Origin of the sequence: Kribbella sp. NPDC050820 (genome assembly GCF_040653975.1) — a bacterium.
GTDB lineage: Bacteria > Actinomycetota > Actinomycetes > Propionibacteriales > Kribbellaceae > Kribbella.
Window position 1 is genome coordinate 24,276 of sequence record NZ_JBFAHB010000045.1, and the last position, 25,612, is coordinate 49,887.

At 67.9% G+C, this 25,612-nt stretch carries 25 protein-coding genes; 15 read left to right on the forward strand and 10 right to left on the reverse strand.

Going from position 1 to position 25,612, the window contains the following annotated elements:
• The first annotated feature begins 20 nt into the window (after positions 1-20).
• The 4 genes from AB0H36_RS30750 (at position 21) to AB0H36_RS30765 (ending at position 1,142) form a co-directional block, all read left to right on the forward strand.
• A complete protein-coding gene (locus AB0H36_RS30750; RefSeq protein ID WP_360531276.1) occupies positions 21-215 on the forward strand; it encodes a hypothetical protein in 195 nt (64 codons plus the stop codon).
• Between the two features lie 108 nt (positions 216-323).
• Positions 324-470, forward strand: coding sequence for a hypothetical protein (locus tag AB0H36_RS30755; protein ID WP_360531279.1), 147 nt, complete (start codon positions 324-326; stop codon positions 468-470).
• Entirely contained in the window at positions 467-670 is a 204-nt protein-coding gene (locus tag AB0H36_RS30760) for a hypothetical protein (RefSeq protein ID WP_360531281.1), read from the forward strand. Before AB0H36_RS30755 ends, AB0H36_RS30760 begins: the two co-directional genes overlap by 4 nt.
• A 91-nt stretch (positions 671-761) precedes the next feature.
• Positions 762-1,142: a hypothetical protein gene (locus AB0H36_RS30765; protein ID WP_360531284.1), complete on the forward strand. Its 381-nt coding sequence runs from the start codon at positions 762-764 to the stop codon at positions 1,140-1,142.
• Between the two features lie 63 nt (positions 1,143-1,205).
• On the opposite strand, the gene AB0H36_RS30770 is transcribed toward AB0H36_RS30765, so the two are convergent.
• The 5 genes from AB0H36_RS30770 to AB0H36_RS30790 all read right to left on the reverse strand — a co-directional run bounded on the left by AB0H36_RS30770 (position 1,206) and on the right by AB0H36_RS30790 (position 7,651).
• Entirely contained in the window at positions 1,206-3,392 is a 2,187-nt protein-coding gene (locus AB0H36_RS30770; RefSeq protein WP_360531287.1) for an MMPL family transporter, read from the reverse strand.
• Positions 3,389-4,306, reverse strand: a complete 918-nt coding sequence (sigJ, locus tag AB0H36_RS30775) for an RNA polymerase sigma factor SigJ (protein ID WP_360531290.1) — start codon at positions 4,304-4,306, stop codon at positions 3,389-3,391. The genes AB0H36_RS30770 and sigJ overlap by 4 nt, the downstream gene beginning before the upstream one ends.
• A gap of 184 nt (positions 4,307-4,490) precedes the next feature.
• On the reverse strand, positions 4,491-6,377 hold the full coding sequence (locus AB0H36_RS30780) for an FtsX-like permease family protein (RefSeq protein WP_360531293.1): 1,887 nt from the start codon (positions 6,375-6,377) through the stop codon (positions 4,491-4,493).
• Positions 6,378-6,380: 3 nt separating this feature from the next.
• Entirely contained in the window at positions 6,381-7,127 is a 747-nt protein-coding gene (locus AB0H36_RS30785; RefSeq protein ID WP_360531296.1) for an ABC transporter ATP-binding protein, read from the reverse strand.
• A complete protein-coding gene (locus tag AB0H36_RS30790; RefSeq protein WP_360531299.1) occupies positions 7,124-7,651 on the reverse strand; it encodes a PadR family transcriptional regulator in 528 nt (175 codons plus the stop codon). The genes AB0H36_RS30785 and AB0H36_RS30790 overlap by 4 nt, the downstream gene beginning before the upstream one ends.
• Before the next feature lie 73 nt (positions 7,652-7,724).
• Between AB0H36_RS30790 and AB0H36_RS30795 the strand changes: the two genes are divergently transcribed.
• Complete coding sequence (locus AB0H36_RS30795) at positions 7,725-8,264, forward strand: alpha/beta hydrolase (protein ID WP_360531302.1); 540 nt, start codon at positions 7,725-7,727, stop codon at positions 8,262-8,264.
• A complete protein-coding gene (locus tag AB0H36_RS30800) occupies positions 8,264-8,866 on the forward strand; it encodes a TetR/AcrR family transcriptional regulator (RefSeq protein ID WP_360531305.1) in 603 nt (200 codons plus the stop codon). Before AB0H36_RS30795 ends, AB0H36_RS30800 begins: the two co-directional genes overlap by 1 nt.
• Before the next feature lie 880 nt (positions 8,867-9,746).
• Here AB0H36_RS30800 and AB0H36_RS30805 read toward each other — a convergent pair.
• From AB0H36_RS30805 to AB0H36_RS30820, 4 genes are all read right to left on the reverse strand, one after another.
• Entirely contained in the window at positions 9,747-10,436 is a 690-nt protein-coding gene (locus AB0H36_RS30805) for a hypothetical protein (protein ID WP_360531308.1), read from the reverse strand.
• Between the two features lie 287 nt (positions 10,437-10,723).
• A complete protein-coding gene (locus AB0H36_RS30810; protein WP_360531311.1) occupies positions 10,724-13,600 on the reverse strand; it encodes a S8 family serine peptidase in 2,877 nt (958 codons plus the stop codon).
• A gap of 134 nt (positions 13,601-13,734) precedes the next feature.
• The gene (locus tag AB0H36_RS30815) at positions 13,735-14,502 is read right to left on the reverse strand and encodes a BTAD domain-containing putative transcriptional regulator (protein ID WP_360531314.1); all 768 of its coding nucleotides are present in this window, start codon (positions 14,500-14,502) and stop codon (positions 13,735-13,737) included.
• 166 nt (positions 14,503-14,668) lie between these two features.
• Positions 14,669-14,884 carry a hypothetical protein gene (locus tag AB0H36_RS30820; RefSeq protein WP_360531317.1) on the reverse strand — a complete coding sequence of 72 codons (216 nt, stop codon included), beginning with the start codon at positions 14,882-14,884 and terminating at the stop codon, positions 14,669-14,671.
• 221 nt (positions 14,885-15,105) lie between these two features.
• Between AB0H36_RS30820 and AB0H36_RS30825 the strand changes: the two genes are divergently transcribed.
• From AB0H36_RS30825 to AB0H36_RS30850, 6 genes are all read left to right on the forward strand, one after another.
• Complete coding sequence (locus AB0H36_RS30825; protein WP_360531320.1) at positions 15,106-15,297, forward strand: hypothetical protein; 192 nt, start codon at positions 15,106-15,108, stop codon at positions 15,295-15,297.
• A gap of 70 nt (positions 15,298-15,367) precedes the next feature.
• Complete coding sequence (locus tag AB0H36_RS30830) at positions 15,368-15,565, forward strand: hypothetical protein (protein ID WP_360531323.1); 198 nt, start codon at positions 15,368-15,370, stop codon at positions 15,563-15,565.
• Between the two features lie 55 nt (positions 15,566-15,620).
• Positions 15,621-17,936, forward strand: coding sequence for a MinD/ParA family protein (locus tag AB0H36_RS30835; protein ID WP_360531326.1), 2,316 nt, complete (start codon positions 15,621-15,623; stop codon positions 17,934-17,936).
• A 28-nt stretch (positions 17,937-17,964) separates the two neighbouring features.
• Positions 17,965-18,660, forward strand: coding sequence for a hypothetical protein (locus AB0H36_RS30840; RefSeq protein ID WP_360531329.1), 696 nt, complete (start codon positions 17,965-17,967; stop codon positions 18,658-18,660).
• Positions 18,661-18,675: 15 nt separating this feature from the next.
• Positions 18,676-19,083 (forward strand): hypothetical protein, encoded by a 408-nt coding sequence (locus AB0H36_RS30845; protein ID WP_360531332.1) that lies wholly within the window; start codon positions 18,676-18,678, stop codon positions 19,081-19,083.
• 512 nt (positions 19,084-19,595) lie between these two features.
• Positions 19,596-19,838, forward strand: a complete 243-nt coding sequence (locus AB0H36_RS30850) for an SUMF1/EgtB/PvdO family nonheme iron enzyme (protein WP_360531428.1) — start codon at positions 19,596-19,598, stop codon at positions 19,836-19,838.
• 61 nt (positions 19,839-19,899) lie between these two features.
• Here the strand turns inward: AB0H36_RS30850 and AB0H36_RS30855 are convergent, their stop codons facing one another.
• On the reverse strand, positions 19,900-20,769 hold the full coding sequence (locus tag AB0H36_RS30855) for an alpha/beta hydrolase (RefSeq protein ID WP_360531335.1): 870 nt from the start codon (positions 20,767-20,769) through the stop codon (positions 19,900-19,902).
• A gap of 125 nt (positions 20,770-20,894) precedes the next feature.
• On the opposite strand from AB0H36_RS30855, the gene AB0H36_RS30860 reads away from it, so the two are divergent.
• From AB0H36_RS30860 to AB0H36_RS30870, 3 genes are all read left to right on the forward strand, one after another.
• Positions 20,895-23,624: an AAA family ATPase gene (locus AB0H36_RS30860; protein WP_360531338.1), complete on the forward strand. Its 2,730-nt coding sequence runs from the start codon at positions 20,895-20,897 to the stop codon at positions 23,622-23,624.
• Positions 23,625-23,718: 94 nt separating this feature from the next.
• The gene (locus AB0H36_RS30865) at positions 23,719-24,543 is read left to right on the forward strand and encodes an alpha/beta hydrolase (protein WP_360531341.1); all 825 of its coding nucleotides are present in this window, start codon (positions 23,719-23,721) and stop codon (positions 24,541-24,543) included.
• Between the two features lie 14 nt (positions 24,544-24,557).
• The gene (locus AB0H36_RS30870; protein ID WP_360531344.1) at positions 24,558-25,394 is read left to right on the forward strand and encodes an alpha/beta hydrolase; all 837 of its coding nucleotides are present in this window, start codon (positions 24,558-24,560) and stop codon (positions 25,392-25,394) included.
• Positions 25,395-25,612 lie beyond the last annotated feature (218 nt).

Genomic DNA, 25,612 nt, shown 5'->3' on the forward strand with positions numbered 1-25,612 from the left:
CAGTCAGCCGGCTGTCCCCGGTGGTGTTGCGGCCGCTCATCGAGCCGGTCGCGGCGTACCCGTGGAGCATGGTCTGGCGCCGCGACCTGAGCCACCCCGGCCTCCGAGCACTGCACAGCGCGATCGACGACCTCGCCGCCGCGGAGCACTGGTTGGACGTTCCGCCCGGCACGTGGCTGCCCGAGCCTGAGGCGACCCGGATCGGCGCTCGCTGACTCACACGCCGCACGAGTGAATCGCCGCGATTCAGGTGTTGGACCGGCGTGGGTAGGCGGGCGCATCGTGGCCGAAACAAGTCCACGACATCTCGGAACGGAGCAGACATGTCGTCCTGGATCGCGTTCTTTCCTGCCGTCGAGGGCACCCGCAACCTGATGCCCGCGAACAGGGTCACCGCGACCACCGGCCCGGAACTGGTCGGACGAATTCAACTCACCGACCAAGACCACATCAAGGACCAAACACCATGAACAAGCAGCCATTCCGTTTCCGCAGCGAGAACGTCACGGTCGTGGCAGACCTCTACCTCCCGGCTGACCCGGCCCGAGGCATCGCCGTCGTCACCGGGCCACTCACCCCGGTCAAAGCGCAGGCGGCCGGCACCTACGCGGCAGCGATGGCCGAACGGGGGGTACGCCGAGCTCGCCTTCGACTACCGCCACTTCGGTGAGAGCGGCGGCGAGCCACGGCAGCTCGAGGACCCCGAGGAGAACATCATCGACATCTGCAACGCTGTCACCGCGCTGACCAACGTGCCCGCGATGGCCGACCTACCGGCCTACGGCGTCGGTGTCTGCTTCGGCGCCGGGCCGATGGCGGTCGCGGTCTCGCGAGATGCCCGGTTCCACGGCTTCGCAGGCGTGGCCGGCGTCTACACCAACGGATTCGCCGTCGCCTCCTACGCCCATCTACTAGCGTTCGACGCCCAGGGCGCGGCCGACAACCTCACCAAGCCGGTCGCGATCGTGCACTCCGAAACCGCTCTGGCCCCAGACCTCGCCCACCGGTTCTTCGCACGCCTACGAGGCCCCAAGGACCAGCTGTGGCTGACCTCACAAGGCCAGATCGACTTCTACGACGACCCAGCACTGGTCCCAGCCGCGGCCGACCGCGTCGTCGCCACCTTCGCCCACGCAGGCTAGCGCTCGTCCGCACGGGCAGCGCCGGCGATGGGAACCTCCACCTCGCCACTCCAAGCGCCCTGGTCAGTCCAGCGCCGGTTGGTGCGTCTCCTCGACCTCCTCCTCAACGCGTCCGGCGGCCGGCTCCCGTCGGCCGGGCGGCGCGACGACCCCCTTGGTCGCGAGCGGCGACGGCTCGACCCGCAGCAGTCGCGCCGGCCACTCGGGCAGCCACCAGTTCCATCGTCCGAGAACGCTCACCAGCGCGGGAACGAGCAGAGCGCGCACGATCGTCGCGTCGATGAGGATGCCCACGCCGAGAGCGGTCGCGAACACCTTGATGTCCGTGCCCGGCGCGGATGCCAGAGCCGCGAACGCGCAGAACAGGATGAGCGCCGCCGACGTCACCAGCCGACCAGTGCGGCCCAGCCCGACGGTCACAGCCTGACGGGTCGACCCCGTGGCGTCGTACTCCTCCCGCATTCGGCTCAGGATGAACACCTCGTAGTCCATGGACAGTCCGAACAGGAATCCGAAGATCAGCGGCGGCAGCCAGAACGTGACCGCGCCGGTGCCGCTGACGTCGAAGACCGCGTCCGAGCCGTGCCCCTGCTGCCAGAAGTAGACGACCGCGCCGAACACGGCGGCAACCGAGATCAAGTTGAGGATCACGGCCTTGAGCGGAAGCAACAGCGACCGGAACGTCCGCACCAGGAGGATGTACGTGATCAGCGCGATCAGCCCGAGCACGTAGGGAAAGTTCTCGTACACGGCGTGGAAGTAGTCTTCAACGGTAGCGCCTGAACCGGTGACTCCCACCGGCCCGTCGACGGCGTCCTCGACAGCATCACGGACCCGGTCCACGACCGCGGTACCGGTGCTGTCCACTGTCTCGTTGCGGGGCAGTACCTCGACCACCGCCCGGCCGTCCGAGGTCCCGCCCACCACTGCGGCATGGACCCCGTCCACCGCCGAGGCAGCCCTGGCGGCTGCGTCCGCCTGGTCGGCGGGCACCAGCACCTCGATCGGGGTGAGCACACCGGTGCCCACCCCACCGTCCCGGAGCACCTGCAGGGTCTCGAACGACGACCCGGAACGCGCCAGCGAGTCGGCGCGGGCCTGACCGATCGCGATCCCGAAGACAGGCGCAACGAGCACGCCGAGCACCGCAAGGCTCGTCGCGGTCGCGAGCCACCGGTGTCGAACGATCAGCCGCGCCCAGGCCGTCCAGCCGCGTGAGGCCACCGCCTCCTTGCGAATGCGCGGCCTGTCCACCCGTGGCCCGATGCCTGCGAGCAGGGCCGGGAGCAGCGTGAAGCAGACCAGCACGCTGACCAGTGGGATCAGCAGACCGCCTATACCCATACTGCGCAGCAGCGGGACGGGTACGACGATGAGCGCGACGAGGCTGATCGCCACCGTGATACCGGATGCGATGACGGCGTGGCCGGCCGTGCGCATGGCGGTGACGACCGCGGTCGAGTTCTCCTGGCCGTGGGCACGCTCCTCCCGCCAGCGGGAGACGATGAGCAGCGAGTAGTCGATCGCGACACCGAGGCCAACCAGGGCGATGAGGAACTCCACGACGAAGCTCACATCGGTGAACGTCGTCAGACCGAGCACGACAAGGAACGTGCTGAGGATCGACACCGTGGCGATGATCAACGGCACCAGCGCGAGGAACGACGCGAACACGAAGATCAGCACAGCCAGCGCGCCCAGCCCTCCGAGAAGGGTCTCGACCAGCACGCTCGGCCTGTCGCTGTCACCACCTCCGGCCAGCATCTCGTACGACGTGAGGCCCGCCTCGAGCCCGGTGCGTTCCGCCGCAGCGTCGGCCGCCGTCCTGATCTCTGCTTCCAGGCTTGACCCGAACCCCGACGGCAGCGGCATGAACACGAGACCGAACGTCGACCGCCCGTCGTTGGTGAGGAAGCGAGGGTCGTTCGTACTGGCGAAGTCGACCACGCGGACGCCCGGAACCTCCTGCCTGATCGCCTCGTAGACATCGCCCACCCGAGCCTTCTCCCCCTCGACGGTGCTGCCCTCAGGGACGGTCACGACCGAGATGAACGGAGACGACGAGTTCGTCCCGTACGTCTGCACCAGCTGCTGCTCGGCCTCGTAGCCGGGCTGCCCTGGCAGGGAGTAGTCGATGCTCAGCCGCTGGTTCAGCTGTCCGGCCGTTGCTCCGCCCACCAGGAGCACGACAAGCCAGGCGAGTGCGACGAGCCGCCCGTGACGCAGGACGAACCTCACGAAGGAGTTCATCTCGCCCACCCCCAAGGCGATGTGACGTCGGCGAGCGGCCCGAGGTGCTTCAGTTTGTCGGGGTTGACGATCGAGTTGATGCTGGTGATCTGACCGTCGGCGATCTCGAGCGCCACCACGCCGATCAGCCGCTGCTGTGCATCGACCCAGAGTGCTCCCGGCCCGCCGTTGACCTCGACCGGGCGGAACGACACACCCGGAAGCCGGGCGAGCAGGTGGGCCCAGTCGGTCAGCGTACGCGCAACACGGTTGCGCCCGCGCAGCGTGCGCGCCAGGGTGGGCACCTTGCCGCCGCCGTCACCGGTCAGCTCCACGTCGTGGGCGAGCAGCGCTTCGAGCCCAGCGAGATCGCCTTGCTCGGCGGCCGCAAAGAACCGTCGCGCCAGCTCGTCGCGCTGCTCGCGCGTGGTCTGGAAGCGGGGCCGGCGCTGCTGGACGTGGCGTCTGGCGCGGGTGGCGAGCTGACGCACGCTGTCCTGGCTCTTGCCTATGATCTCCGCGATCTGCACGTAGTCGTAGCCGAACACGTCGTGCAGCAGCAGAACCGCGCGCTGCTCAGGCGTGAGGCTTTCCAGCAGAACCAGCATCGCCAACGACAGCGAATCGGTCAGCTCCGCCTGCCGAGCCGGATCATCGCGACCGTCGGTGACGATCGGCTCCGGCAGCCACTCGCCCACATATTCCTCGCGACGGACGCGCGCGGAACGCAGCTCGTCGATCGCCAGCCGAGTGCTCACCGTGGCAACGAAGCCACGCGGCGATGCGATCAGCTCGCCGGCATCCAGCGTCCGGTGCACGCGCAGCAGCGCTTCCTGCACCACGTCCTCGGCCTCGGAGACGCTGCCGAGCATCTGGTATGCGATCGCGAACGCGACCGGCCGCAACTCCTCGAGCAACTCGTCCCGCGGACTCACGTCGGGTACCCCCGCCGCCACCCCGAATGCCTCGGCTGCCACCCCAGATCGCGCTTTGTCCATCTCATCATCAACGCCTCGAGCGCAGGATCATCTACACCACTTAAGACGAGACGGCTACCCCCGCTGTGACACCCGCGAGCGCCACCATTTTGTGGTCGTTCGCGGGTGTCATCCCTGAGCATCAGGGGACTTCGGCTTGCAGGATCTCCGCTGTCGGACGGCGAGCGCCGATGTGGGCCGGGATGGTCGTGAGCGCCGCTACCGCGAGTACGGTTCCCGCTACGACGGTGAGCAGTTGCCAGTACGTCGGGTTCGCCTCGTCGTTGCTCACCGCGGCCCAGAGTGCGAGCCCTCCCGCGATGCCCAGGACAGCGCCGACGAGAGCAGGAAGCACCTGCGCCGCCGAGAGTCCCGCGCTGACCTGCCCGGGGGTCGCGCCGAGGGCGCGGGCCAGTGCCGAGGCGTGCTTGGCGTCGAGCGCGGCTGCCCACGTGATGACGATGGCGTTGACGGCCGCCATGCCGACCAGCACGACCGTGAGTACCAACAGCACCTGGTTCGCCCGGCCGGCTTCGGGGTCCAGACTGGAGGGCCCTTCCCAGTCGGAAGCCATCGCGGCCCGGCCCGCCAGCACGACGACGATCCCGCTGACCGTGACGGCGATACTGGCAACGCCCAGCAGGACGCGGCGCGGCCGTCGCGCGATCACCCGCACGCCGAGGAGCAGCGGGGCGGGCAGCCGCGTCGAGAGCGCGATCAGCCAGCGCGTTCGCCGGGGTCGACGGGCGGAGTCGGTCAAGGCTTGGACGGTGCTGCTGCGAGCGGCGCGGACTGCAGAAACGAAGCTCGCGGCCATCGCCACTCCGAGGGCCACACCCGTGACCACGCCGACCGTCGACAGGGTCAGCGACGGCGCACCGGCGCTGCCGAGGAGGCCTGCCCCGGGGTCGCTGAGCAACGGAGCGGCCAGCCATCCGACGGTGAGCCCTGCGGCCGCGGCGAGCACAGCCAGCGCAACGTACTCGGCGAGCAGCACGACGGCAACGAGGCCGGGGGTTCCGCCTACCGCCTTGAGCAGCCCGACACGTCGGGTCTGGTCGGCCATCCGGCCACCGACGAGGACCGCGACGCTGGCCATGGCGAGCAGGGTGAGCAGTGAGCTGAACGTCACCAGGGCCTGCTGCGCTCCCCGCACGAATTCGCCGTACGTGTCGCGGATGTCCTGCCATGACGCCAGGAAGAGCGCGTCCCAGCTCGTTGGGGAGTGCTCGGCGACGAAGCCCGGAGCATCGGCCGGGTCGGCAAGCCTCAAGTTCATGACGTAGGACAGGGCCGCTGCAGGGGCGAGTCCGCTCGCGTCGGTTCGGGTCAGCCAAACCAGGCCCGCGTCGTCCGGCGGCGGCGCGTAATCGGCGGTCATGGTTCGGCCGTCCGGCCGCTCCGCCGGCGGGCCTTGACGCACCCAATCCGGTGGCGAGCCGTAGAAGAACGAGCACACCGGATGGCCGAAGCACAGGTGGGTGTACGGCGCCACCGCGGTGACCGCCACGCCGACGACCTTGAACGAGCGGCCGTTCAAGGTGACCTCGTCCCCGACGCCGACGTCGAGCGCGTCAGCGAAGGCGGCCTCGATCACCACCCCGCCGTCTCGCACCCAGCTGCCCTCGGTCAGCTTGGGCTGGTCGACCGAGACCTCCACGGTGTCGCGCCCCACTGCCCACACCGCACTGCGGACGCCGTTGGCCTCGAGCTTGGTCGTGGTCGCCGGGTACGGCCCGCTGTGGTCGACAACGCCTGGCACATTGGTCAGCGCGTCCAGTTCGGCCCGATCGACCGGCAGTGCACGGCCCGGCGCGACCTCGAGTGGGCCGACGCTCGCGACGACGTCGGCACCGGCCGTCGCCTCGCGGGTGCGCTGGTACGGGTTTTCGGTCACGCCGTGCAGGACCAGTCCCAGCGTCAGCACGGCCGTGGCCGCCATGATCGCCAGCACCAGCAGCGCTGCTTCGGCTGGACGCCGCCGCACGTTGCGGACGGCGAGGCGACCGACGAGCAGGAGCCGGCCCACGGCTCAGCCCTCCAGCCCGACCAGGGCGCCGAGCTGGCCTGTACTGCCGCCGGTCAGCCGTGTCTCGTCGACGAACGCGCCGTCGCGCATGGAGATCAGCCGATCGGCGGTCGCCGCGATCCGCGCGTCGTGGGTGACCATGACCAGCGTCTGTCCAACCTCGCGCAGGCTGTCGAACAGCCGCAGCACGTCCACGGTGGCGGCACTGTCGAGGTTGCCGGTGGGCTCGTCGGCGAACACGATCAGCGGCTCGTTGCTCAATGCCCGGGCGATCGCGACCCGCTGACGCTGGCCACCGGAGAGCGCCGAGGGCAGGAAACCTGACCGGTCGGCGAGCCCGACCCGGTCCAGCAGGCTCGCCGCCTGACGTCGCGCCGTCGACGGGGAGCGTCCGGCCAGCAGCGCCGGCAGCTCGACGTTCTCCACCGCGGTCAGCTCGTCCATCAGGTGGAAGGCCTGGAACACGATCCCGACGTCGGTGCGCCGTACCCGGGCCAGCGCCCGCTCCCCGATTTTGTCGATGCGCCGGTCGCCCAGCCACAACTCCCCGCTCGACGGCCGGTCCAGGCCGCCCAGCAGATGCAACAGCGTGGACTTGCCGCAGCCGCTCGGCCCCATCACCGCCACCGTCTCGCCGGCGACGACCTCGAGGTCGACCCCGTCTACGGCGCGGACCAGCCCCTCTCCCGTGCCGTACTCCTTGCGCAGCCCGCGGGCCCGCAGCACGGCAGTCACGGCAGTGTCGCTCATGATCTGCTCCCTCGGCCGGTCCAGCTTTGTTCGCATGCCTCCAGCCAGCGCAGGTCCGCCTGCAGCCGGAGAACGATGCCCTCCAACAGGAGTGCGGCATCCGAGCCGTCGGGCTCGGCCATCGCGGCGCGCTGGGCGTCGCGCAATCGGCGCAGCAACTCGCGGCGCTGCGTGTCCACGATCGTGAGCGGATCCGCCAACCCGGCCGCGGCTGCCGCGATCAGCTTGAGATGGAACTCGGCCAGGTCGGGCTTGGGCCAGCTGACCTCCGCCAGCCACTCGGCGACCCGCTCCTGACCGGCCGGGGTCAGCCCGTAGGTCTTGCGATCCGATCGGTCCCTCGCGGTCGTCGGTGGATCGCCCGCCACCAGTCCCGCCTTCTCCAGCCGGGTCAGCGTGACGTAGATGTGGCCGGCGTTCATCGCGTCCCCGAGCGGGCCGAGCGCCTCGCGGAGCCGCGCCCGCAGCTGATAGCCGTGCGAAGGCTCCTTCGCCAGCATCGCCAGCACCACTTCCTGCTGCATGAGCACCCCCTCTAACCGTTATCTATATCTAACGGTTAGCCCCCACCCCCGTCAAGCCCAGCGAGGCGCCTTGGTGCAGATCCTGATGGCGCGGCGGCCGGAGCGGGTCACGCGGGTCGTGCTGACGTCATGCGACAGCTTCGAGCGTTTCTTCCCGCCCCTGTTCCGACCGCTGACGGCGTTGGCGCGCGTACCGGGCTCGATGTGGCCGCTGGCTCAGGCTCTGCGCCTGCGGGCGCTGCACCGACTGCCGATGACCCTCGGTTGGGTCGCCAAGCGACCGATTCCCCAGGAGATCACCGACTCCTATCTCGGGCCCGCGCGGACAGACCGCGGTGTGCGACGCGATCTGCGCCGATTCCTGCGTGGCGTACATCGCCGGCACACCTTCGCCGCCGCCAAGGCGTTTCCGACGTTCCGGCGTCCGGTCTTGCTGGTGTGGGCGCAGGAGGATCGGCTGTTCCCCGTCTCGCTCGCGCGCCGTCTCGAGAGGCTGCTGCCCGACGCCGAACTGCGACTGGTGCCGGACAGCTACACGTTCATCCCCGAAGACCAACCCACGGTGCTCGCCGACCTCGTCATCGACTTCACTCGATCCGGCAGGGTGACTTGATGGTCGAGCGCCGCCGTCAGGAGGACCGTTCGCGAGCCACCCGTACCGCCCTGATCTCGGCAGCACGGCCGCTGTTCGTCGAGCGCGGCTACGGGGACGTCTCGGCCGAGGAGATCGTCGGCGCCGCCGGGCTGACGCGCGGCGCGCTCCGTCACCATTTCGGCGGCAAGCCGGAGCTCTTCCGGGCGGTGCTCGAGCAGCTCGAGGGCGAGCTCACCGCTCGCATCCTCGCCGAGATCACCGATCCGCAGGACGCCTGGAGCGCACTGACCGACGGCATGAGAGCCTTCCTCGACGCCTGCGAAGACCCCGAGCTGATTCAGATCGCGCTGACCGACGCGCCCGCCGTCCTGGGTTGGACCGCCTGGCGGGAGATCGAGGCGGATCACGGCCTCGGTCTCATCATCGCCGGCCTCGAACGTGCCCGGCTCGACGGCGTCATCTCTCAGCAACCGGTGGACGTCGCGGCTCGACTGTTGCTGAGCGCCACGATCGAGGCGGCTCTGCTGATCGCGGCGGGTGACGATCGTGCAGCTGCGCGATCCACTGCTGAAGACGCCCTACTCAGCCTGCTTTCCGGACTTCGCAAGGAGCGCCAATGACCGGCCCGTCGTACGACGTCATCGTGGTCGGTTCCAGTGTCGCCGGTGCGGCCACGGCGATGCTGCTTGTGCAGCGCGCGCCATCGAACTCCGCTACCAATCAGGGGCCCGCGCAGATTCGTCGCCGTAACCAGGGCACGCTCGACGATCGAACGTCCCTGCATCGACGTTGCATAGTCGATCAGCGACAGTTTGGCCGGTGGTGGTCACAGACGTCTGAGTACTGCGCGCGAGAGGGCGTCGCGGTCGTCACCGACTTATCAGTTCGGGTCGTTCCGGTTTGCATGTGCGGGTGGCCGACTCGGATACTCCTCGAGCCTCACCGCCGACTTCCTGCGGCGACTCCGACTGCCACCGCAACGACATCTTCGGCGGCCCTCCGGTCAGGTGTCACGCCGCAACTCCACCGCATCGACGTCGACCGCGAGTTTCATCCGAGGGAAGCGCTCGACCAGCTGGGCGACACCGCCCGCAGCTCACGCGGGTGAGCCGCTCACAACTCGCAGGTAAGAAGGCCAAGAAACTCGTCGCGAAGTAGGGGATCCCGGAGGTGCAGAGCAGTAGCGTTCAGTTCTCGTCCTTTCCATCCAGTGTTCGACTCCGAGCGCGCAACCAATCTCTGATTCCCACAACAAGCATTCAAGCCACCGTCGCCGCTACGATCGCGATCCGCGGCCAGCTCGGACCGCTGTCGGGAAACGTGGCCTGAGCGACGCAGATCAAGCCAAGAACCAGAACAAGAATGATGCCGACACGCATCAACGGTCCGCTGTTCTTCCAGATCCTCACCCATGTCGTTGTCTCGCCCAAGGGCCGCCGCCGGTTAAGCCTGGTGTGCACACCGGCCGCACGTCGCGAGTCCAGCCCGTTCGCGACGGGTCTAGTCTGCGGTGAGGGCTTGGACCATGAGTTCGTTGCGGGCGTCTTGGCCGTAGGGGACGGTGGTGTGGACGCCTTCGCGGAGGCATTGGGTGAGAAGGGACGGCTTCGCGGCGAGGAACTCGGCCCAGCGGACGATGCGCAGGTTCGGGTACTTCTTGTCGGCGTCGTGGATCTGGGAGTTGATCCAGGCGCTGTTGCGCTGGTCGGCGACCTGGATCGCCGCGCTCTTCGCGGTCCGGGAGATCTGGGTGTTGACCCAGACCACGGTGCGGTTGGGGCCGGCGATCTTCATGGCGCGATCCACCTGCGCGGCGAAGACCGGCGGGTTGAAGATGTCGTTGGTGCCGGTGGCCATCAGGATCCGCCGCGGCAGGCCGTACTTGACCGCCCAGTTCTCGAGGGCGTCGACGGCAGGCGCTGTCGGCCGGCCCGACCAGTTGTGCACCGCGAGACTGCTTCCGGTCCGGCTCATCAGCTTGGTCGCCAACGCCTTGCCGTCCTGGACCGCGATGCTGTCACCGAACATGTACACACCATCGTGATCACGGACGTAGGCGATCGTGGCCGTGCTCGAGATCGCCCGGCTGAGGATGGTCCAGTCGCCGAGCATGCCGGACCCGTAGAGGTCGGCGGCGGATGAGTTTTCGGCGGCGGCGACGGTCGCGACAGCAGCAGCCGCCCCAGCCATCAAGACTTGCCGTCGGTTTGGTTTCAGTCTCTTCAAGGTTGCCCCCACAGGGAGGAACTTTGAGGCATGGAGACCACTTTGCGCAAGTTCGCTTAGAACGTTCCATCGCCTGTCCTGGTTGACGATCCGCCGATCACGCAGCGGGCGCGCACCCTACAGATGTGCCAGCTGGTAAGGCAAGCCTTTGCGGCCCGGATTGCAGTTTGTTGCAGTCCCGGCGGCACAGCACGGCACGCGCCCCGGTCACTCCGGGGCGCGTGCCGGCTCTGTCGATCAGCGGCTGTGAATCAGCTGACGGTCAGGATCTTGTTCACGGTGAAGGCTTGCGCGTGGTCGCCGTCGGCCGGGAACCACACGCGGTAGGCGATCTGGCCGCGGATGGCCGGCTTGATGCCGAACGCGTAGGCGCCCGAGCTGCTCAGCTTCACCGACGCGATCGACTTCCAGACCTTGTTCGAGTACTGCTGCAGATACACCGGCTTGCCGTAGTGCGCCGGCGCGACATAGCCGCTGAACTTCGCCACCTGCCCCAACCGGATCGTTGCCGGTGACAGGGCCGCCGAGATCGTCGGCGCGACCTGCACCGTCAGGTCCGGGCTGCGGGTCCCCATCAGGTCACCATTGCCGGGGAAGGTCATCATGAACACCGACGACACCAGCGGCTTGTAGGCGTACGCGACCGCGCCGGTCGAGCTGGTCTTCAATGCCGCCAGCAGCTTGAACGTCGACGAGTTCGCAGGCCGCACGTACAGGTTGACCGGCAGTCCGGTGTACGCCTTGTTGTCGACCCGCAACGTGCTCCCGCGCACGGTGATCGTGCCGCCGTAGTTCACGAGCGCCGCGGTCGTGCTGATCGTCGTCCTCATCCCGAGCAGTTGCGTGACGGCGACCGGGCTGACCTTCCCGCCCCGGTCCTTGATCCAGGCGGCATAGGTGTACGTCACGCCTTGCGCGAGCCCGGTGTTCTTCACCGAGGACGCCGTACCCGAGTAGACCAGCGTGCCGGTCGTCAGCGTCGGCACCTGGCTGCCGGAGTTCCGCCGGACGATCACCTGGTCGAAGTCGGGCAGGGCCGGGATCTTCCAGGTCAGATTCGCGGCCAGGTAGGCACCGGTGGCGTCGAACTCCGGCTTCGCTGGTGCCATGTCCACGGTCGAGAACACGCTGCTGAACGGCGCCAGCGCCGTACCGCCCGCCTCCTGGACACCACTCACGACGATCCGGTACGGCGTGTTGTCGAGCAGCGGCGTGGTCGGCGTGATGACGGCCTGCTTGGTCGCCGCGTCGTACGCGACCGCGCCGCCCACCGTCGTACCGGTCCGGCCGTGCACCAACCGGACGCTGCCGGCGGTCACGCTGTCCGCGACGACCTCCCGCGCGAACGTCACCGCCGGGCGAGTGTCCAGCGCCTGGCCGCTCGCCAGATCGGGCGGCATCACGTCCCGGACGGGATAGTCCGCGCCGGAGCCGGAACCACCCGCGCTGCCCTCCTCGATGGTCAGCGTGTACGGGCGAGTGTCGCGCGAGCCATTGGAGTTGCGGACCGCGATGTAGGTGCTGCCCGCGGCCACGTTGACATTGGTGGCGGCCGTCAACGGCCCCCACAGGGGGCCGCCCGTGTCCGGGTCCAGCTCCGTCGGGAACGGCGCCGCGGCGTAGGTCAGCGACTTCAGGTCGGCGCCGTGGATGTCGATCCGCGGGCCGAAGTTCACCGCGTACTTGTCGCCGTTGAACTCGGGACCGGTCAGCGATACCCGGATGGTGCGGGCGGCCGTGGACGTCACCTCGTACCAGTCGATTTCGCCTTCGGTGCTGATCGTCGTAGTGATCTCGCTCGACAGCGGGATGGCTCGCTCCGGCTGGTCGTTGAGGTCGATCGGGTTGGTCGGGAAGTCCGGGGCCCAGCGCCCGCCGAGGGCGGCGTAGGCGTCCAGGATGCCGGCGCCGTAGTACGGGTCGGTGCCCCGTGGGCCCGCGTCCCGGGCAAGAGTCTTGAGCCTGCTCTCGATCTGCGCCGGCGTGTACGTCGGCCACTTGTTCTTCACCAGCGCCGCCACGCCGGCGACGATCGGCGCCGAGCACGACGTGCCGCTGCAGAACCAGTACGGCACCGCCTGGCTCATGCTGCGAACGCCCGTGCTCAGGACATCCCACCCCGGGGCGGCGAGGTCGACCCAGTCGCCGTAGGAGCTGAAGTCGGTCAGAACTCCGCCGGCGTTCGTCGCCGCGACCGCGATGACCTCCGGATACGCGGCGGGGTACTGCAGCACGGCACTGCCGTCGTTCCCCGCAGCCGCCACCACGACAACGCCCTTGGCGACCGCACGCTTGATCGCATCATGCAGCACCGGGTTGTCGCCCGGATTGCCGAACGACATGTTGAGGACCTTGGCGCCGTTCGCCACCGCCCAATCGATGCCCTCGACGATGTTGATGTCATCAGCCACACCGTCGGCGCCGGCAACCTTCACCGGCATCGCCTTCGCACTCCAGCCGACGCCGGCCACGCCGGTGGCGTTGTTCGCGCTGGCGGCGATGATGCCGAGCGTCATCGTGCCGTGGCCGTTGTCGTCGACCGGGTTCGGTCGCGTGCTAGAGACCGCGTTGTAGCCCGGGACCAGACGACCGACCAGGTCCGGATGCCCGGCATCCACACCGGTGTCCAGAACCGCGACGACCTGACTGCCGGTCGACTTGGACACGTCCCAGGCCTGCGGAACGCGAACGGTGTTCAGGTACGCCGCCTGACCCACACCGCTCACCACCGGGTAGAACGGGTCATTCGGCACCGCCGAGACCCGACGGCGGTAGCTCAGCGAAGCCAACTCGACCGCAGGGTCTGCCTTGGCCTTCTTGAGCAGTTCGGGTGCGGAGAGCTTGCCCTTGAGCTTGACGACCCTCGAGCCTGCTTGCTCCTCTTCCTTGGCACCGAGCTTGGACGCCGCAGCCCTGCGAGCCGACGCCGTGGCCTTGCTCTTGAACTTCACCATCACAGCGTTCGGCTCGAACTCCGGCTTCGCGGTGTTGTGCCGCGCCGTGAACGCCGGACGGTAAGGCCCAGGCTCAGCCGCCGAACCGGAAGAACCGGTCAGAGCGACCAGCGACCCGGCAACCAGCGCCGTCGGCAGGCCAAGGCGCAGCAGGTGAGCAGGACGAAAAGGCACAATGCCCCCCAGGGCTCAAAGTGACAGTCGCCCGGAGTATGCCAGACGTCCCCAGCAAACTCGCCCGGGCCGGCGTCACCGACATCGAATCTCGTACTGCGCGCCCTATCGCCAGTTTGGAGACGGACGAGCCCTCAGCGCGTTTTGGCGAGTTTGGGGGGTGCGACGACGGCGGCGAGGTAGGGGTGGAGCAGTTCGCGGAACAGGGCGCTGGGTGGGAGGCCGAGTTCGCGGTCGAGCATCGCGCGGAACTGCTCGTAGTGCCTCACGGCCTCGACGAGGTCACCGTTGTCGAGGTGGGTTCGAACGATGGCGCGGTGCGCGCTCTCGTGCAACGGCTCGATGCTGATCGCGGCTCGAGCGGCCTGGAGCGCCTCGTGACCGCGTCCTTGACGCCGTAGTCGCCGAGCAAGGGAGTCCAATGCACCGAGGCGCAGGTGCTGCATCCGTTCGCGAGCGGCGAGCACCCAATCGTCGTACCAGCCAGGCAGCAGTTCGGCGGAGTGCAGGATGACGGCTGCGGCCTCCTCGACGGCGTCGTCGCTGCGGTCGGGGTCTTGGATGAGCAGTTCGGCGCTGACCCGCAGGCGATCGGTGTCCACGCCAATCTCCTGCGCAAGTGCAAGGGAGGTCTCGCCGATCTCGAGCAATGGCGGTACGCCGGCATGGCGGTGACGCAATCTCCAAAGTACGGCGCGTAGACGCGCTGCAGCCACGTCATCCGTGCAATCCGGCCACAGTGTGGCGGCCGCTTGAGTCCTGGCACACCGGCCATGCAACGCCAGCAATGCAATCAGGTGTTGGGGGCCGGCAGGCAAGGTGATCGGCTTGGCCTGCCCGGTCGTCAGGAACCAGTCGCCGAGAAGTTGCAGCCGTACGTCGAAACCGGTGAATGCCCGCATGCCTGGACTCCCCCTCGGTCGAGAACACGTGCGCCAGAGCGAGCGATGCCCCACATCCGCTCTGCTCGCCAGTGCCCTCCGCTGTCTGTGACTGCCGAGACACATGATGCCACCACTGCTTTGCACCATTGGTCAGGAAATGCCGCTTTGTCAACATGTTCGGCCACTAACTATCGCGACTCGATTGCTCCAGAAAATGCTCGAGCCAAACGCGGACCTCGCGGTAGACCTCTTCCGGTGAGGCCACCACCATGGTCGTCTGTCGCTCATCGGCAAGGTCGGGCCGGCGTGTGATCCGAGCCCTGATACCGGAACGTTCCGCAGTCTCCCGCCACACCCGGATCACCAGGGCTGCGGCCTCGGAGCGCGCGTCATCAGTCATGATCCATCTCCCCCGCAAGCCGCCTGACCGCCGGCTCGCCCCGTAAGACACCGGCTGGAAGACCCACGATGAGGAAAACGATCCTCGAAGTTTGCGGTCACGTCGAGCGACGATTCCTGATGACGCTGTGACAACGCGTTGACAACGCTGTGACAACGCAGTGAGTACGTGCCGGGGTCTGCACTTGCTGTGAGTACCGATCTGGACGGAGGGGGTGACTCATGAACAAGTTGCTGACGCATGTCGAGCTCGACCTGGAAGAGGTCCAGGTTCTGCCGGAGCGAGAGGCGCTGGGTTCGTTCAACTGGGCGAACATCTACGCGTCGAACACGGCTGTCGCGCTGAACGCGGCATCGCACTACTCCGCGGCCAAGGCAGTGGCGCTGCAGTCGATCTACGTGAACCAGCACTAGCCGATCGACGGGGCCAGGTGTGTGGGCGGTCGTGAGGGCCGCCCACGCACTCGAGGAAAGGATGGGATCGATGACGGATCTCCGCACGATCTCCCCGACGGAGGTCGCCGGCCAGTCGGCCGATCTGCTGCCTGCGAGGGAGGCGCTGGCGCTGGTGAACATCACCAACATCACCGCCGTCAACATCGCGATCGCGGTGAACGCAGGCACGATCGGCTCGACGGCAGCCGCAGCCGCGCTGCAGAACATCGGCGCCTACCAGCACTAGCCACACCGGGGACGGGCGGGGGGCGTCTCGCCCCCCGCACTGGTCGAGGGGCACTGTGACGAACGAGTTGGTGGACAGTACGACGGTAGGACCCGTCAACGGCGGGCCCAGGCCAAGTCGTGCCGCCGGCCTGCGGATGCTCGGACTGTACGAGGGATCCGGGTTCCGCGACCAGCGCTATCTGGTCGAGCGTTCCGATCGTCAGATGGTGCTGCTCACGAAGCTGCTCTACCTCATCGTCCACTACGCCGATGGACACGCGTCCACCGATCTGCTAGCCGACCGGGTCAGCCGCGCGTACGGCCGGCGGCTCGATCCCGCGGACCTGGTCACCCTGATCCAGAGCAAGCTCGCGCCATCCGGCCTCGTCGCACTCTGGAACGGCGCACCCGTCGGACAACGGCGAGCAGATCCGTTGCTCGCCCTGAGCATCCGTGGCGTCCTGCTGCCGACTGCCGCGGTCCGCATCATCGGCCGGATCTTCGCGCCCCTCTTCCACCGGCCAGTCATCCTTGCCGTCCTCGCAGGCGTGACTGCCTTCGACGTGTGGCTGGTCGCCAACCGGGCGACGACTGACATCTTCGCCGCGCTCGTCGACCCGGCCGGGGTCCTCGCCGTACTGGTCCTTCTTCTCGCCGCGACCCTGTTCCACGAGTTCGGGCACGCGGCCGGGTGCACCTACGGCGGCGCGAAGCCCGGACCGATCGGCGTCGGCCTCTATCTCTGGATCCCGGCCTTCTACACGAATGTGACGAGTGCCTATCGACTGAACCGCGCCGGGCGACTGCGGACCGACCTTGGTGGCGTGTACTTCAACGCGGTCTTCATCGTCGCGGCCGCGGCGGCCTACCTGTGGACCGGATGGGCGCCGCTGCTCGCGGTCATCGCCCTCTCGCACCTCGAGATCTTCCAGCAACTGCTGCCGGTCGTACGTTTCGACGGCTACTACATCCTCGGGGACCTGGCCGGCGTACCGAACCTGTTCGGGCACGTCCGGCCGATCATGCGGAGTCTGCTCCCCGGCCGCCAGAAAGCCCGGAGCGCGTCGCAGCTCAAGCTTCGCACCCGTGTGGTCGTCACAGCCTGGGTGCTCGTGACCGTGCCAACTCTCATCATCGGCCTGGGAGCCATCGCCTGGAACGCTCCCGGCTACCTCGCCCACTTCTGGGATCGTGCGACCGAGCTGTGGACGGGCACGCGGGAACTCATCGCCGCGGGCCAACCCGGCGCCGCCACGCTGACTGCCCTGTCGCTGCTCGGGATAACTCTCCCCATCGTCGGCATCGGCCTCGTACTGGGAAGGTCACTGCTCCACCTCGCCAGCGCGCTGCGTGCCCGGCCTTCGGCCGGCGAATCGCCGCAGCCGACACCGCCTGCGGAGGACCCGATGATCGACCACCTGGCAGCCGAGTCCCAGGTCGCCGAGGCAGCGCCTCCCGGAGCCGCCGCCTTCACCGAAGAGCAGATGCTCCGACGCAGGACACCTCCGGCACGGCACGGCTGGCGCCACGGCATGTACGTCGCAACAAACGGCCGCGTCAACGTCGGTCCGAGTGCTGCGGAGCAGCGCGAGCAGGAGCGAATCTCGCGCGTCCGGACGCCGCTGCACGGCCCGCGCCGAGTGGTCACGCTGAGCCGCAAAGGCGGGGCCGGGAAGACCACGACGACCCTGATGCTCGGCCACACCCTCGCGGAGCACCGCGGCGATCGCGTCGTCGCACTGGACGCCAACCCGGATGCCGGCTCTCTCATCTACCGGGTACGGCGGGAGTCGCCGGCCACCGTGACCAGTCTGCTGGGCGAGCGCGAGCTCATCACCAAGTACGCCGATCTGCGGGCCTACACGTCGCAGGCGCCGACCCGGCTCGAGGTGATCGCATCCGACGACGATCCGACCATCAGCCAGGCATTGGGCGACCGCGACTACCGCGTCGTGATCGATCTCCTGACCCAGCACTACAACCTGATCCTCGTCGACACCGGAACCGGCATCCTGGACAGCGCGATCCAGGGCATCCTCCGCGAGGCCGACCAGATCGTCGTCGTGATGCCGCCGGCGCTCGACGGCGCCCGGGTCGCCGCCGGCACTCTGGACTGGCTCGACCAGCACGGACACGCGGATCTCGTCGAGTCCGCCGTCGCCGTCATCAACACGACGCGAGGCAGGCCGCGCTGGCTCCAACTCGACGAGATCGAGAAGCATTTCGAGGCCCGCTGCGCCGGAACGGTCCGCATCCCGTGGGATCCCGCGCTGGAATCCGGCGCTGCGATCGGCCTCGACGACCTGCGGCCTTCCACCCGCGACGCATATCTGGAACTGGCCGAGAAGGTCGCCAGTGGCTTCTCGATGGAGCGCTGGAGCAGTCGATGACCCCTGCTGGAGAAGGAGCCATGACCCAATGAGAGTCCGCCAAGGCATCGAAGCATCCGTGCTGGTCGTATCCCTCCTCCTCGGGGCGGCGGCCGGCGGTTCCAGCCTGCTCAACCACCGGAAGGGACAGGACTTCGATCTGGTCGCCTCCGCCAACCCGGTCGTGCCCGGCACATCCGACACCGACCGCACCGCCATGTTCGAACGGTCGCGCGGCAAGCGGGCGCAGGCCGACAACGTGGCGAGTGCCTCGGCAACCTGCAACTCGTGCACGGGTACGGCGACCGCCGTACAGGTCATCTACGTCGGCAAGGCACGCAAGGGCACGGCCGACAACCTGGCGACCTCCTGGTCGAGCTGCCGTGGTTGCAGTGCGATCAGCGTCTCCGTCCAGATCGTCGTGACGCGGCCGGGAACGAACCTGACCATCCGAAACCGCGCACTGGCGGTGAACGCCTCGTGTTCCGGCTGCACCTCAGCCGCTGTCGCTGTCCAACTCGTCGTCGTCACGAAGAAGCACCAGGCACTCTCACGCAAGGCCCGGGAACAGCTCGCCGCGCTCGCCGCCCAACTGGAGGCTGACCTGCGCTCCGCGTCCCGCTCAAAGGCCGCCCGCCTCTCCGCGGCCAAGGAAAAGCCCGGTCTCCCGGAGATCCAGGCACTCGTCAAGAACGAACTGAAGCCGACGTCCATCCGACCCAGCTTCACCGTCAAAACCGGATGACAGGAGGTCGAGCCGATGCCTCTCCGCCGGCTGATCACCATCGCGGTTGCGGCACTTGCCTCGCTCGCGTTGCTCGGCTGTGAACCCATCGAAACCACCCAACAAGGCAGCGCACCGAACAGCCGTCCCAGCAAGGGCAAAAGCACGGGCACGACCACCACATCGACATCCCGCGCAACCGTCAAGATCACCGCGGCCGACAGCGTCTGCTGGGCCGGCCAGATCGGCCGCGGCACCAAGAAGGGCTGCGGGAGCGCCACTCTCTCGGTCAAGGACTCAGGCGGCAACTACCGGATCCTGCTGCGAAAGACCAAAGGCAACGGCAACCTCACCGTCGTCTTCACCGTCAACGGCAAACGCGTCAACAGCGGAAGCATCACCTCCAGCTCAGGCATCGTCTCCATCAGCTACGCCACCGGGTAGTCGAGGCGGCAGGAGCGCCAGAAGTCGTGTTCGATCGGCAGCACGGTCATGGTCAACCCGTCGGCGTACGGGCGCACTTCACGGTGGTCAGGCGATTCCGGCTCCCCGCGAAGAGACTTTGAATGTATTCGACTGGTCTGACGTGACCGTGTCCTTCTTGAAGTACAGCGTCGAATTCAAGAAGCGTCGGTTCGGCGGGGTTCGCTGTGGAGGCCATAAGGGCATCCGCCCAGCCGACTCGTCGGTACCCCACGTCATCGATGATCGTCTCGGCCGACGCAATGATGGCGTGGGGACAGCAGGCGTTCTCGAGTACTGCGGGTTCGTCGCCTGCTGACCTGACAATCCGTCAGTGAACGATCGAAGTCCCTGCTGCAATCTCAAGCTGGTCGGCGACTTCGAGCGACGCTGGCTCAACCGCTGTCTCTGATCGGCTGGTCGTAGTCACGCCCACCAGGTGCAACGTCGCGCCCTCGACCGGCGCCGGTCGCGCCGTCATGCCCGCGACGCGGATGGTGCCGGTCAGCTGCACCGTGTGGTCCGGGTCGTCGAAACAGCTGTCCAGGATGGGATCGAGCCTTCGAGCCGTAGCGGCACTGGTCGGAAGCTCGCCGGCCGGGGTGAACGGACTCTATGACATGGGTGGGAATGTCTGGGAGTGGCTGGCCGACGCCCAGGGCGACAACCGGCTCGCCGCGGGCGGCTCCTGGTGGTACGGCCCGGAGCAGACGATGGCCGACGCAATCAGGTCATAGATGCCAGGCGGCCCCGCGCGAGCGGGGCCGCCTGTGGGCGTCGGCCGGCGGGGGTCGCTGGTCAGCCTCTGGCGGCGGCCCGGATGAGCTTCACCACGATGTCGGGGTGGCTCATCATCGCGACGTGTGAGCTGTTGATCTGTACGACGGTCGAGCCGGCCCGGGCGGCCATTGCCCGCTCGGCCTCGGGTGGGATGATGCGGTCCTGATTGGCGACGAGGTACCAGCTGGGGATGGTCTTCCAGGCCGGTGCTCCGGAGGGCGTCACAAGCGCGGCCAGTGCGCCGGGCCGCTGAGTGGCGGCCATGAATCGGGTAGTTGCCTGTGGCAGGTCCTGGGCGAAGAGCCGGTGGAAGTGGGCCGGGTCGATGTAGGCGTCGGCGTCTCCTTCGGCGGCTCCGGGGAACGGTCGGAGTACGAGGTGGTCGGTAACCTCGGTGTGCCCGCCGCCCAACGTGTTGGCGGCGGCGACGCTCTCTCCCTCGTCTGGGGCGTAGGCGGCGACGTACACGAGGGATTTGACGTTGGGGTTGCCGGTGGCGGCGTTCGTGATGACGGCGCCTCCGTAGGAGTGGCCGACCAGCACGACCGGGCCCTCGATGGTGGCCAGGAAGTCGCGTAGATACGCCCCGTCGGCGCGAGGTCCGCGCAGTGGGTTCGAGAACGCGAGGACGGGGTAACCGGCCTCGAGCAGGCGGCCGGCAACTGCGTTCCAGCCGCTGGAGTCGGCGAACGCGCCGTGCACGAAGACGATGGTGGGCTTCGCCGCGGAGTGTAGGGCTGTGGTGCGCGCCTGCTGGGAGTTGGTCTGCTGGGCGCTAGGGGATGCGGTGGCGTTCAGAAGGGATCCGGTCAGCAGAAGGATCCCGACGAGACCTGCGGCCAGCGCTGTCGCCAGCACGTGCAGACGGCGTGGTGCTCGGAGCTTCATGATGCTCTCCTTGGGTCGGTACCGGTGAACGCATCCTGGATCGACCTCCGGGTGACGCGGACCACGTGAGGTGCGTAGTAGTTATCGCTGGCGGGGCCTCACACGGCCGTTTAGGGTCAGCAGCCATGGGAGTAGAGGGGGGTCTGCTCGGGCGGGATGCGGAACAGCGACAGGTCCGCAGCCTGCTTGGGCACGCGCGAAATGGACGCGGTGGTGCGTTGCTTGTGTCCGGCGAGCCAGGGATAGGAAAGACCTCGCTGCTCGAAGCCGCTCTGGCGGGTGCGACCGGTATGCGGCAACTGCGCGTTGATGGCTACGAGGCGGAGTCCACGATCCCGTTCGCCGCCTTGCAGCGCCTGATGATCCCGCTGCGTGCGTACGCGCCGTCGCTTCCGGAACGCCACCAGCACGCGCTTCGGGTGGCTGCCGGGGTGGCCGACGGCCCGCCACCGGATCGGTTCCTGGTCGGGTTGGGTGTGCTCGGGATGCTGGCCGCCGCGGGAGAGGTAGAACCGGTCGCGTGCGCGGTTGACGACGCACACCTGCTGGACTCCGAGTCGCTGGACGTACTGGCGTTCGTTGCCAGACGACTGGAAGCGGAGTCGGCTGCGATTATTTTCGCCGGCCGCCACGATGCCGGTCTCGCGGACCAGATGGCGGGCGTACCTGAACTCGGTCTCACCGGTCTCGCTCCCGAATCGGCGATCAGGTTGCTGAGGTCGTCCCTGCCCGAAGTCCTCGATCCGGCGGCGGCAGCGCAGATCGTCGTGGCGACGGGTGGCAACCCGCTCGCGCTGATCGACCTGGCCAGTGAGCTCAGCATCAAGCAGTTGACCGAGTCCACCTTCGCCGCCGAACCGTTCCCCGTCGGGCACCGCCTCGAGGCGTTCTACCTGCGCCGGATCCGCCACCTTGCGCCTGACCTGCAGCAGTGGCTGCTGATCGCAGCGGCAGACTCCACAGGGAATGTGGACCTGATCCGCGCGGCCGGACAGTCCCTCAGCCTGCCTGACGGCGCGGGTGACGCGGCGGAGGCCGCCGACCTGGTGGAACTTTCGCCGTCAGTCAGGTTCCGGCACCCGCTCGTGCGGTCGGCGGCGTACAACGCCGCCCAGGGAGGGCAGCGGCGGCGAATCCACGGCGCGCTGTCGGCGGCTGCCGGCCGGCTGGGCCTGATCGAGTTGGAAGCCTGGCACGCCGCCAAGGCGACCCTGGGCACGGACCCTGCGGTGGCGGATCGGCTGGAACGCGTTGCCGACCTGGCAGGCCGGCGCGGTGGGTTCGCGTCTCGCGCCAGAGTGCTGGCGCAGGCCTCCGCGCTGACGCCGCAGGGAGGTCGCAAGTACGCCCGGCTGGTGGCAGCGGCCGAAGCGGCATTGGCCGCCGGCGCCGCACAGTTGGCCAAGAGCCTGCTCGACGATGTGGCCGAGGACGCCTTGGACGCAGTCTCGCAGGGTCGACTGATCTCGACCCGTGCCAGCATCGCGATCTTCACCGCGGACCCGGCGCTGATGAACGGCGGGGCGAACATGCTGGCCGCTGCCGAGTTGTTCCACGGCCACGATGCCACGCTGGAGCAAAACGCGCTGATCAAGGCATTCGAGTACACGATGCCGGCCGAACGCCTCGCTCAAGGTGCGACACTGTCCGAGCTCGGCCGGCGCATGCGGAAGGGGGCCGAGCTCCACGATGGCATCGCCGCGACGATCCTCCGTGCCTTGAGTGCCCATATCCTGCTGCCCTATGACGAGGCGGTCCCGATCATGCGGACCGCTGTGGACGCGATCGCCGCGTTGGACCCGGAAAGCCTCTTGCACTACGGAACGATCAGCGTCGCACTGACCACGGCTCTGTGGGACGCCGACGCGCGCCGAGAATGCCTGGAGCGCACAGCAGAAGCCGCCCGCGAGGCAGGCTCGCTGCAGCTGCTCGAAACCGCGCTCTGGATCTTGTCCTTGGCCGAACTGAAGGGCGGAAGTCCGCAACGCGCAGCCCACTACGTCGAACAAGTGCGAGAGTTGCGCCGCGCCATCGGCTACGACGCCGAGAACGTAGTCAACGTGGCCCTCCTCGCCTGGTTCGGCGCACCTCGATCGCAGGTCGAGCAGATCGCCGAAGGCGCACGGTCGATGGGTTTCGGCGGCGTGCACGCCTCCGGGGTAGCGGCCCTCGCCATCCGCGATCTGTGTGAAGGCCTCTACAACGAGGCGTATGCCAGTTTGAAGTCACTCGTGGACGATCCGTACCTCCAGGTCACGCCGCTGGAGTACCCGGACTTCGTCGAAGCGGCGGTCCGCAGTGATCACCTCGATGAGGCACTCGGCTTCGTGGAGTACCTGGAGAAGCTGGCACGGGCCAACGGGTCGCCATGGACAGCCGGTGTCGCCCAACGGTCGCGAGCGCTTGTCGACGACGCCAGGGCCGAACCTTATTACCAGGCGGCCGTCGCGACGTTCGCCCCGACCGGCATCGAGATCGAGCTGGCCCGGACTCACCTCCTGTACGGCGAATGGCTGCGCCGTACACGGCGTCGCCGTGACGCGCGAGAGCAGCTGCGTCAGGCTGTGGAGATCTTCGAGCGGATCGAGGCATCCGGTTTCGCCCAGCGTGCTCGCAACGAACTGGAGGCCATCGGGGACCACGCGCCCGCGGCGGGACAACGCAGCCCGCTCGACCTCACAGCCCAACAGTTGACCGTCGCGCGGCTCGCCGCGGCCGGCAACACCAACGCCGAGATCGGCGCCACCATGTTCCTCAGCGTCAACACCGTCGACTACCACCTGCGCAAGGTCTTCCAAAAGCTGGGAGTCACCTCTCGTCGGCAGCTCGCCGACCGGATCCACCCGCCCTCCTGACGGCCCGCACATCGTCACGACTACGTGCTTCACGTGGTCCGCGCCTGCCCGTACCGGTACAGGCTCGGGGAAACCTCAGCCAAGGAGGACCCCCATGCCTTACATCACCGCCGATGACGGCGCCGAGATCTTCTACAGGGACTGGGGCGCCGGTGGTTCGCCGGTGATCCTCAGCCACGGCTGGCCGTTGAACTCCGACGCCTGGGAATCCGGAGCCCGCTTCCTCGCCGAACACGGGCACCGCGCCATCGCCCACGACCGGCGCGGCCACGGGCGCTCGAGCCAGACCTGGAACGGCAACGAGATGGACACCTACGCCGACGACCTGGCCTGTCTCATCGACACCCTGGATCTGCAAGACCTCACCCTTGTCGGCCACTCCACCGGCGGCGGCGAGATCGTCCACTACCTCGGCCGCCACGGCAGCAGCCGCGTCTCCCGGCTCGTCCTGGTGTCCGCCGTGCCGCCACTCATGCTGCGCACCGACGACAACCCCGAAGGACTACCTATCGAGGTGTTCGACGAGATCCGGGCCGGCGAGGCCGCCGACCGATCACAGCTGTACCGGAATCTCGCCGACGGCCCGTTCTTCGGGCACAACCGCAAGCAGGACGTCGACCAAGGCTTCCGGGACGCGTTCTGGCTGCAGAGCATGGCCTGTGGCCACCGCGGCGCCTACGAGTGCATCGCCGCGTTCTCGGCCACCGACTTCCGCCCCGACCTGGAAAAAGTCGACGTACCGACTCTGGTCATCCACGGCGACGACGACCAGATCGTGCCGTTCGAAGTGGGCGGCAAGCGATCCGCCGCGCTGATCGACGGCGCCGTACTCAAGGTCTACGAAGGCAGCGGCCACGCACTCCCCGACACCGACCGAGACCGGCTGCACGCCGATCTGCTCGAGTTCATCGACGCCTGACCGGAAGGAACATCATGAACGACACCCGCCGTCCCGACACCGTCGTCCTCGTGCACGGCCTGTGGATGACGCCCCGAAGCTGGGAAAACTGGGTCCAGCACTACCAGGCCAAGGGCTTCACCGTCCTGACACCCGGATACCCCGGCTTCGACATCGAGGTCGAGTCCCTGCGCGAGAACCCCGAAGTCATCGCAAACCTGACCGTGCCCGAAACCCTCGACCACCTCGCCACCGTGATCGAGAAGGTCGAGACTCCGCCGATCATCATGGGCCACTCCTTCGGCGGGACCCTCACCCAGCTGCTGCTGGCCCGCGGCCTCGGCTCAGCAGGGGTCGTCGTCGATTCCGCCCCCACCGAGGGCGTACGCGTGAACCCGCTGTCCCAGGCCAAGTCACTGTTCCCCGCGCTGAAGAACCCGGCCAACCGGCACAAGGCCGTGGGATTCACCCCCGAGGAGTTCCACTACGCCTTCACCAACACCCTCACCGAGGAGGAATCCAAGGCAGTCTGGGACCGCTACCACATCCCCGCCCCGGGCAACTGGGTCTGGGAGTTCGGCCTGTTCGCCAACTTCAAACCCGGCCACCAAGACACCTGGCTCGACTACGCCGCCGACCGCGCTCCGCTGCTGTTCATCGCCGGCGAAAAGGACCACATCATGCCGCCGGCTGTGAACAAGTCGAACGCCAACCACTACAAGAAGTCTCCTGCCCTCACCGAATACCACGAGTTCGAGGGACGCGACCACTGGACCTGCGCGGCCCCAGGCTGGGAGGCCGTGGCCGACTACGCGCTCAACTGGGCACTCCAGCACGCGCAAGTCGTGCCCGGCCGCACCGCCGACTCCTGACCGGCAACCAATAACAGAACGGTCGCCCCGTCCATGGCTCAGATGACGCACCTGGGCGGGCCCACCGTCCCCTCGAGATCGGCGGGTGGCGGATACTCACCCACCAGGACGCACGTACCAATTCGGCTGGGCACCTCCTCCATCAAAACCGCAGGCCCCGCACTCCAGCCAGCCGAGATCGGCTCCCGTGACGTCGTGCTACTGAGTGACGACAACGG

Coding starts and splice junctions, on each gene's coding strand:
- AB0H36_RS30755 (WP_360531279.1), top strand. CDS start 324: ATGTCGTCCTGGATCGCGTTCTTTCCTGCCGTCGAGGGCACCCGCAAC.
- AB0H36_RS30760 (WP_360531281.1), top strand. CDS start 467: ATGAACAAGCAGCCATTCCGTTTCCGCAGCGAGAACGTCACGGTCGTG.
- AB0H36_RS30765 (WP_360531284.1), top strand. CDS start 762: ATGGCCGACCTACCGGCCTACGGCGTCGGTGTCTGCTTCGGCGCCGGG.
- AB0H36_RS30770 (WP_360531287.1), bottom strand. CDS start 3,392: ATGAACTCCTTCGTGAGGTTCGTCCTGCGTCACGGGCGGCTCGTCGCA.
- AB0H36_RS30785 (WP_360531296.1), bottom strand. CDS start 7,127: ATGAGCGACACTGCCGTGACTGCCGTGCTGCGGGCCCGCGGGCTGCGC.
- AB0H36_RS30790 (WP_360531299.1), bottom strand. CDS start 7,651: ATGCAGCAGGAAGTGGTGCTGGCGATGCTGGCGAAGGAGCCTTCGCAC.
- AB0H36_RS30800 (WP_360531305.1), top strand. CDS start 8,264: ATGGTCGAGCGCCGCCGTCAGGAGGACCGTTCGCGAGCCACCCGTACC.
- AB0H36_RS30805 (WP_360531308.1), bottom strand. CDS start 10,436: ATGGCTGGGGCGGCTGCTGCTGTCGCGACCGTCGCCGCCGCCGAAAAC.
- AB0H36_RS30815 (WP_360531314.1), bottom strand. CDS start 14,502: ATGCGGGCATTCACCGGTTTCGACGTACGGCTGCAACTTCTCGGCGAC.
- AB0H36_RS30820 (WP_360531317.1), bottom strand. CDS start 14,884: ATGACTGATGACGCGCGCTCCGAGGCCGCAGCCCTGGTGATCCGGGTG.
- AB0H36_RS30825 (WP_360531320.1), top strand. CDS start 15,106: ATGAACAAGTTGCTGACGCATGTCGAGCTCGACCTGGAAGAGGTCCAG.
- AB0H36_RS30830 (WP_360531323.1), top strand. CDS start 15,368: ATGACGGATCTCCGCACGATCTCCCCGACGGAGGTCGCCGGCCAGTCG.
- AB0H36_RS30840 (WP_360531329.1), top strand. CDS start 17,965: ATGAGAGTCCGCCAAGGCATCGAAGCATCCGTGCTGGTCGTATCCCTC.
- AB0H36_RS30845 (WP_360531332.1), top strand. CDS start 18,676: ATGCCTCTCCGCCGGCTGATCACCATCGCGGTTGCGGCACTTGCCTCG.
- AB0H36_RS30850 (WP_360531428.1), top strand. CDS start 19,596: ATGGTGCCGGTCAGCTGCACCGTGTGGTCCGGGTCGTCGAAACAGCTG.
- AB0H36_RS30855 (WP_360531335.1), bottom strand. CDS start 20,769: ATGAAGCTCCGAGCACCACGCCGTCTGCACGTGCTGGCGACAGCGCTG.
- AB0H36_RS30860 (WP_360531338.1), top strand. CDS start 20,895: ATGGGAGTAGAGGGGGGTCTGCTCGGGCGGGATGCGGAACAGCGACAG.
- AB0H36_RS30865 (WP_360531341.1), top strand. CDS start 23,719: ATGCCTTACATCACCGCCGATGACGGCGCCGAGATCTTCTACAGGGAC.
- AB0H36_RS30870 (WP_360531344.1), top strand. CDS start 24,558: ATGAACGACACCCGCCGTCCCGACACCGTCGTCCTCGTGCACGGCCTG.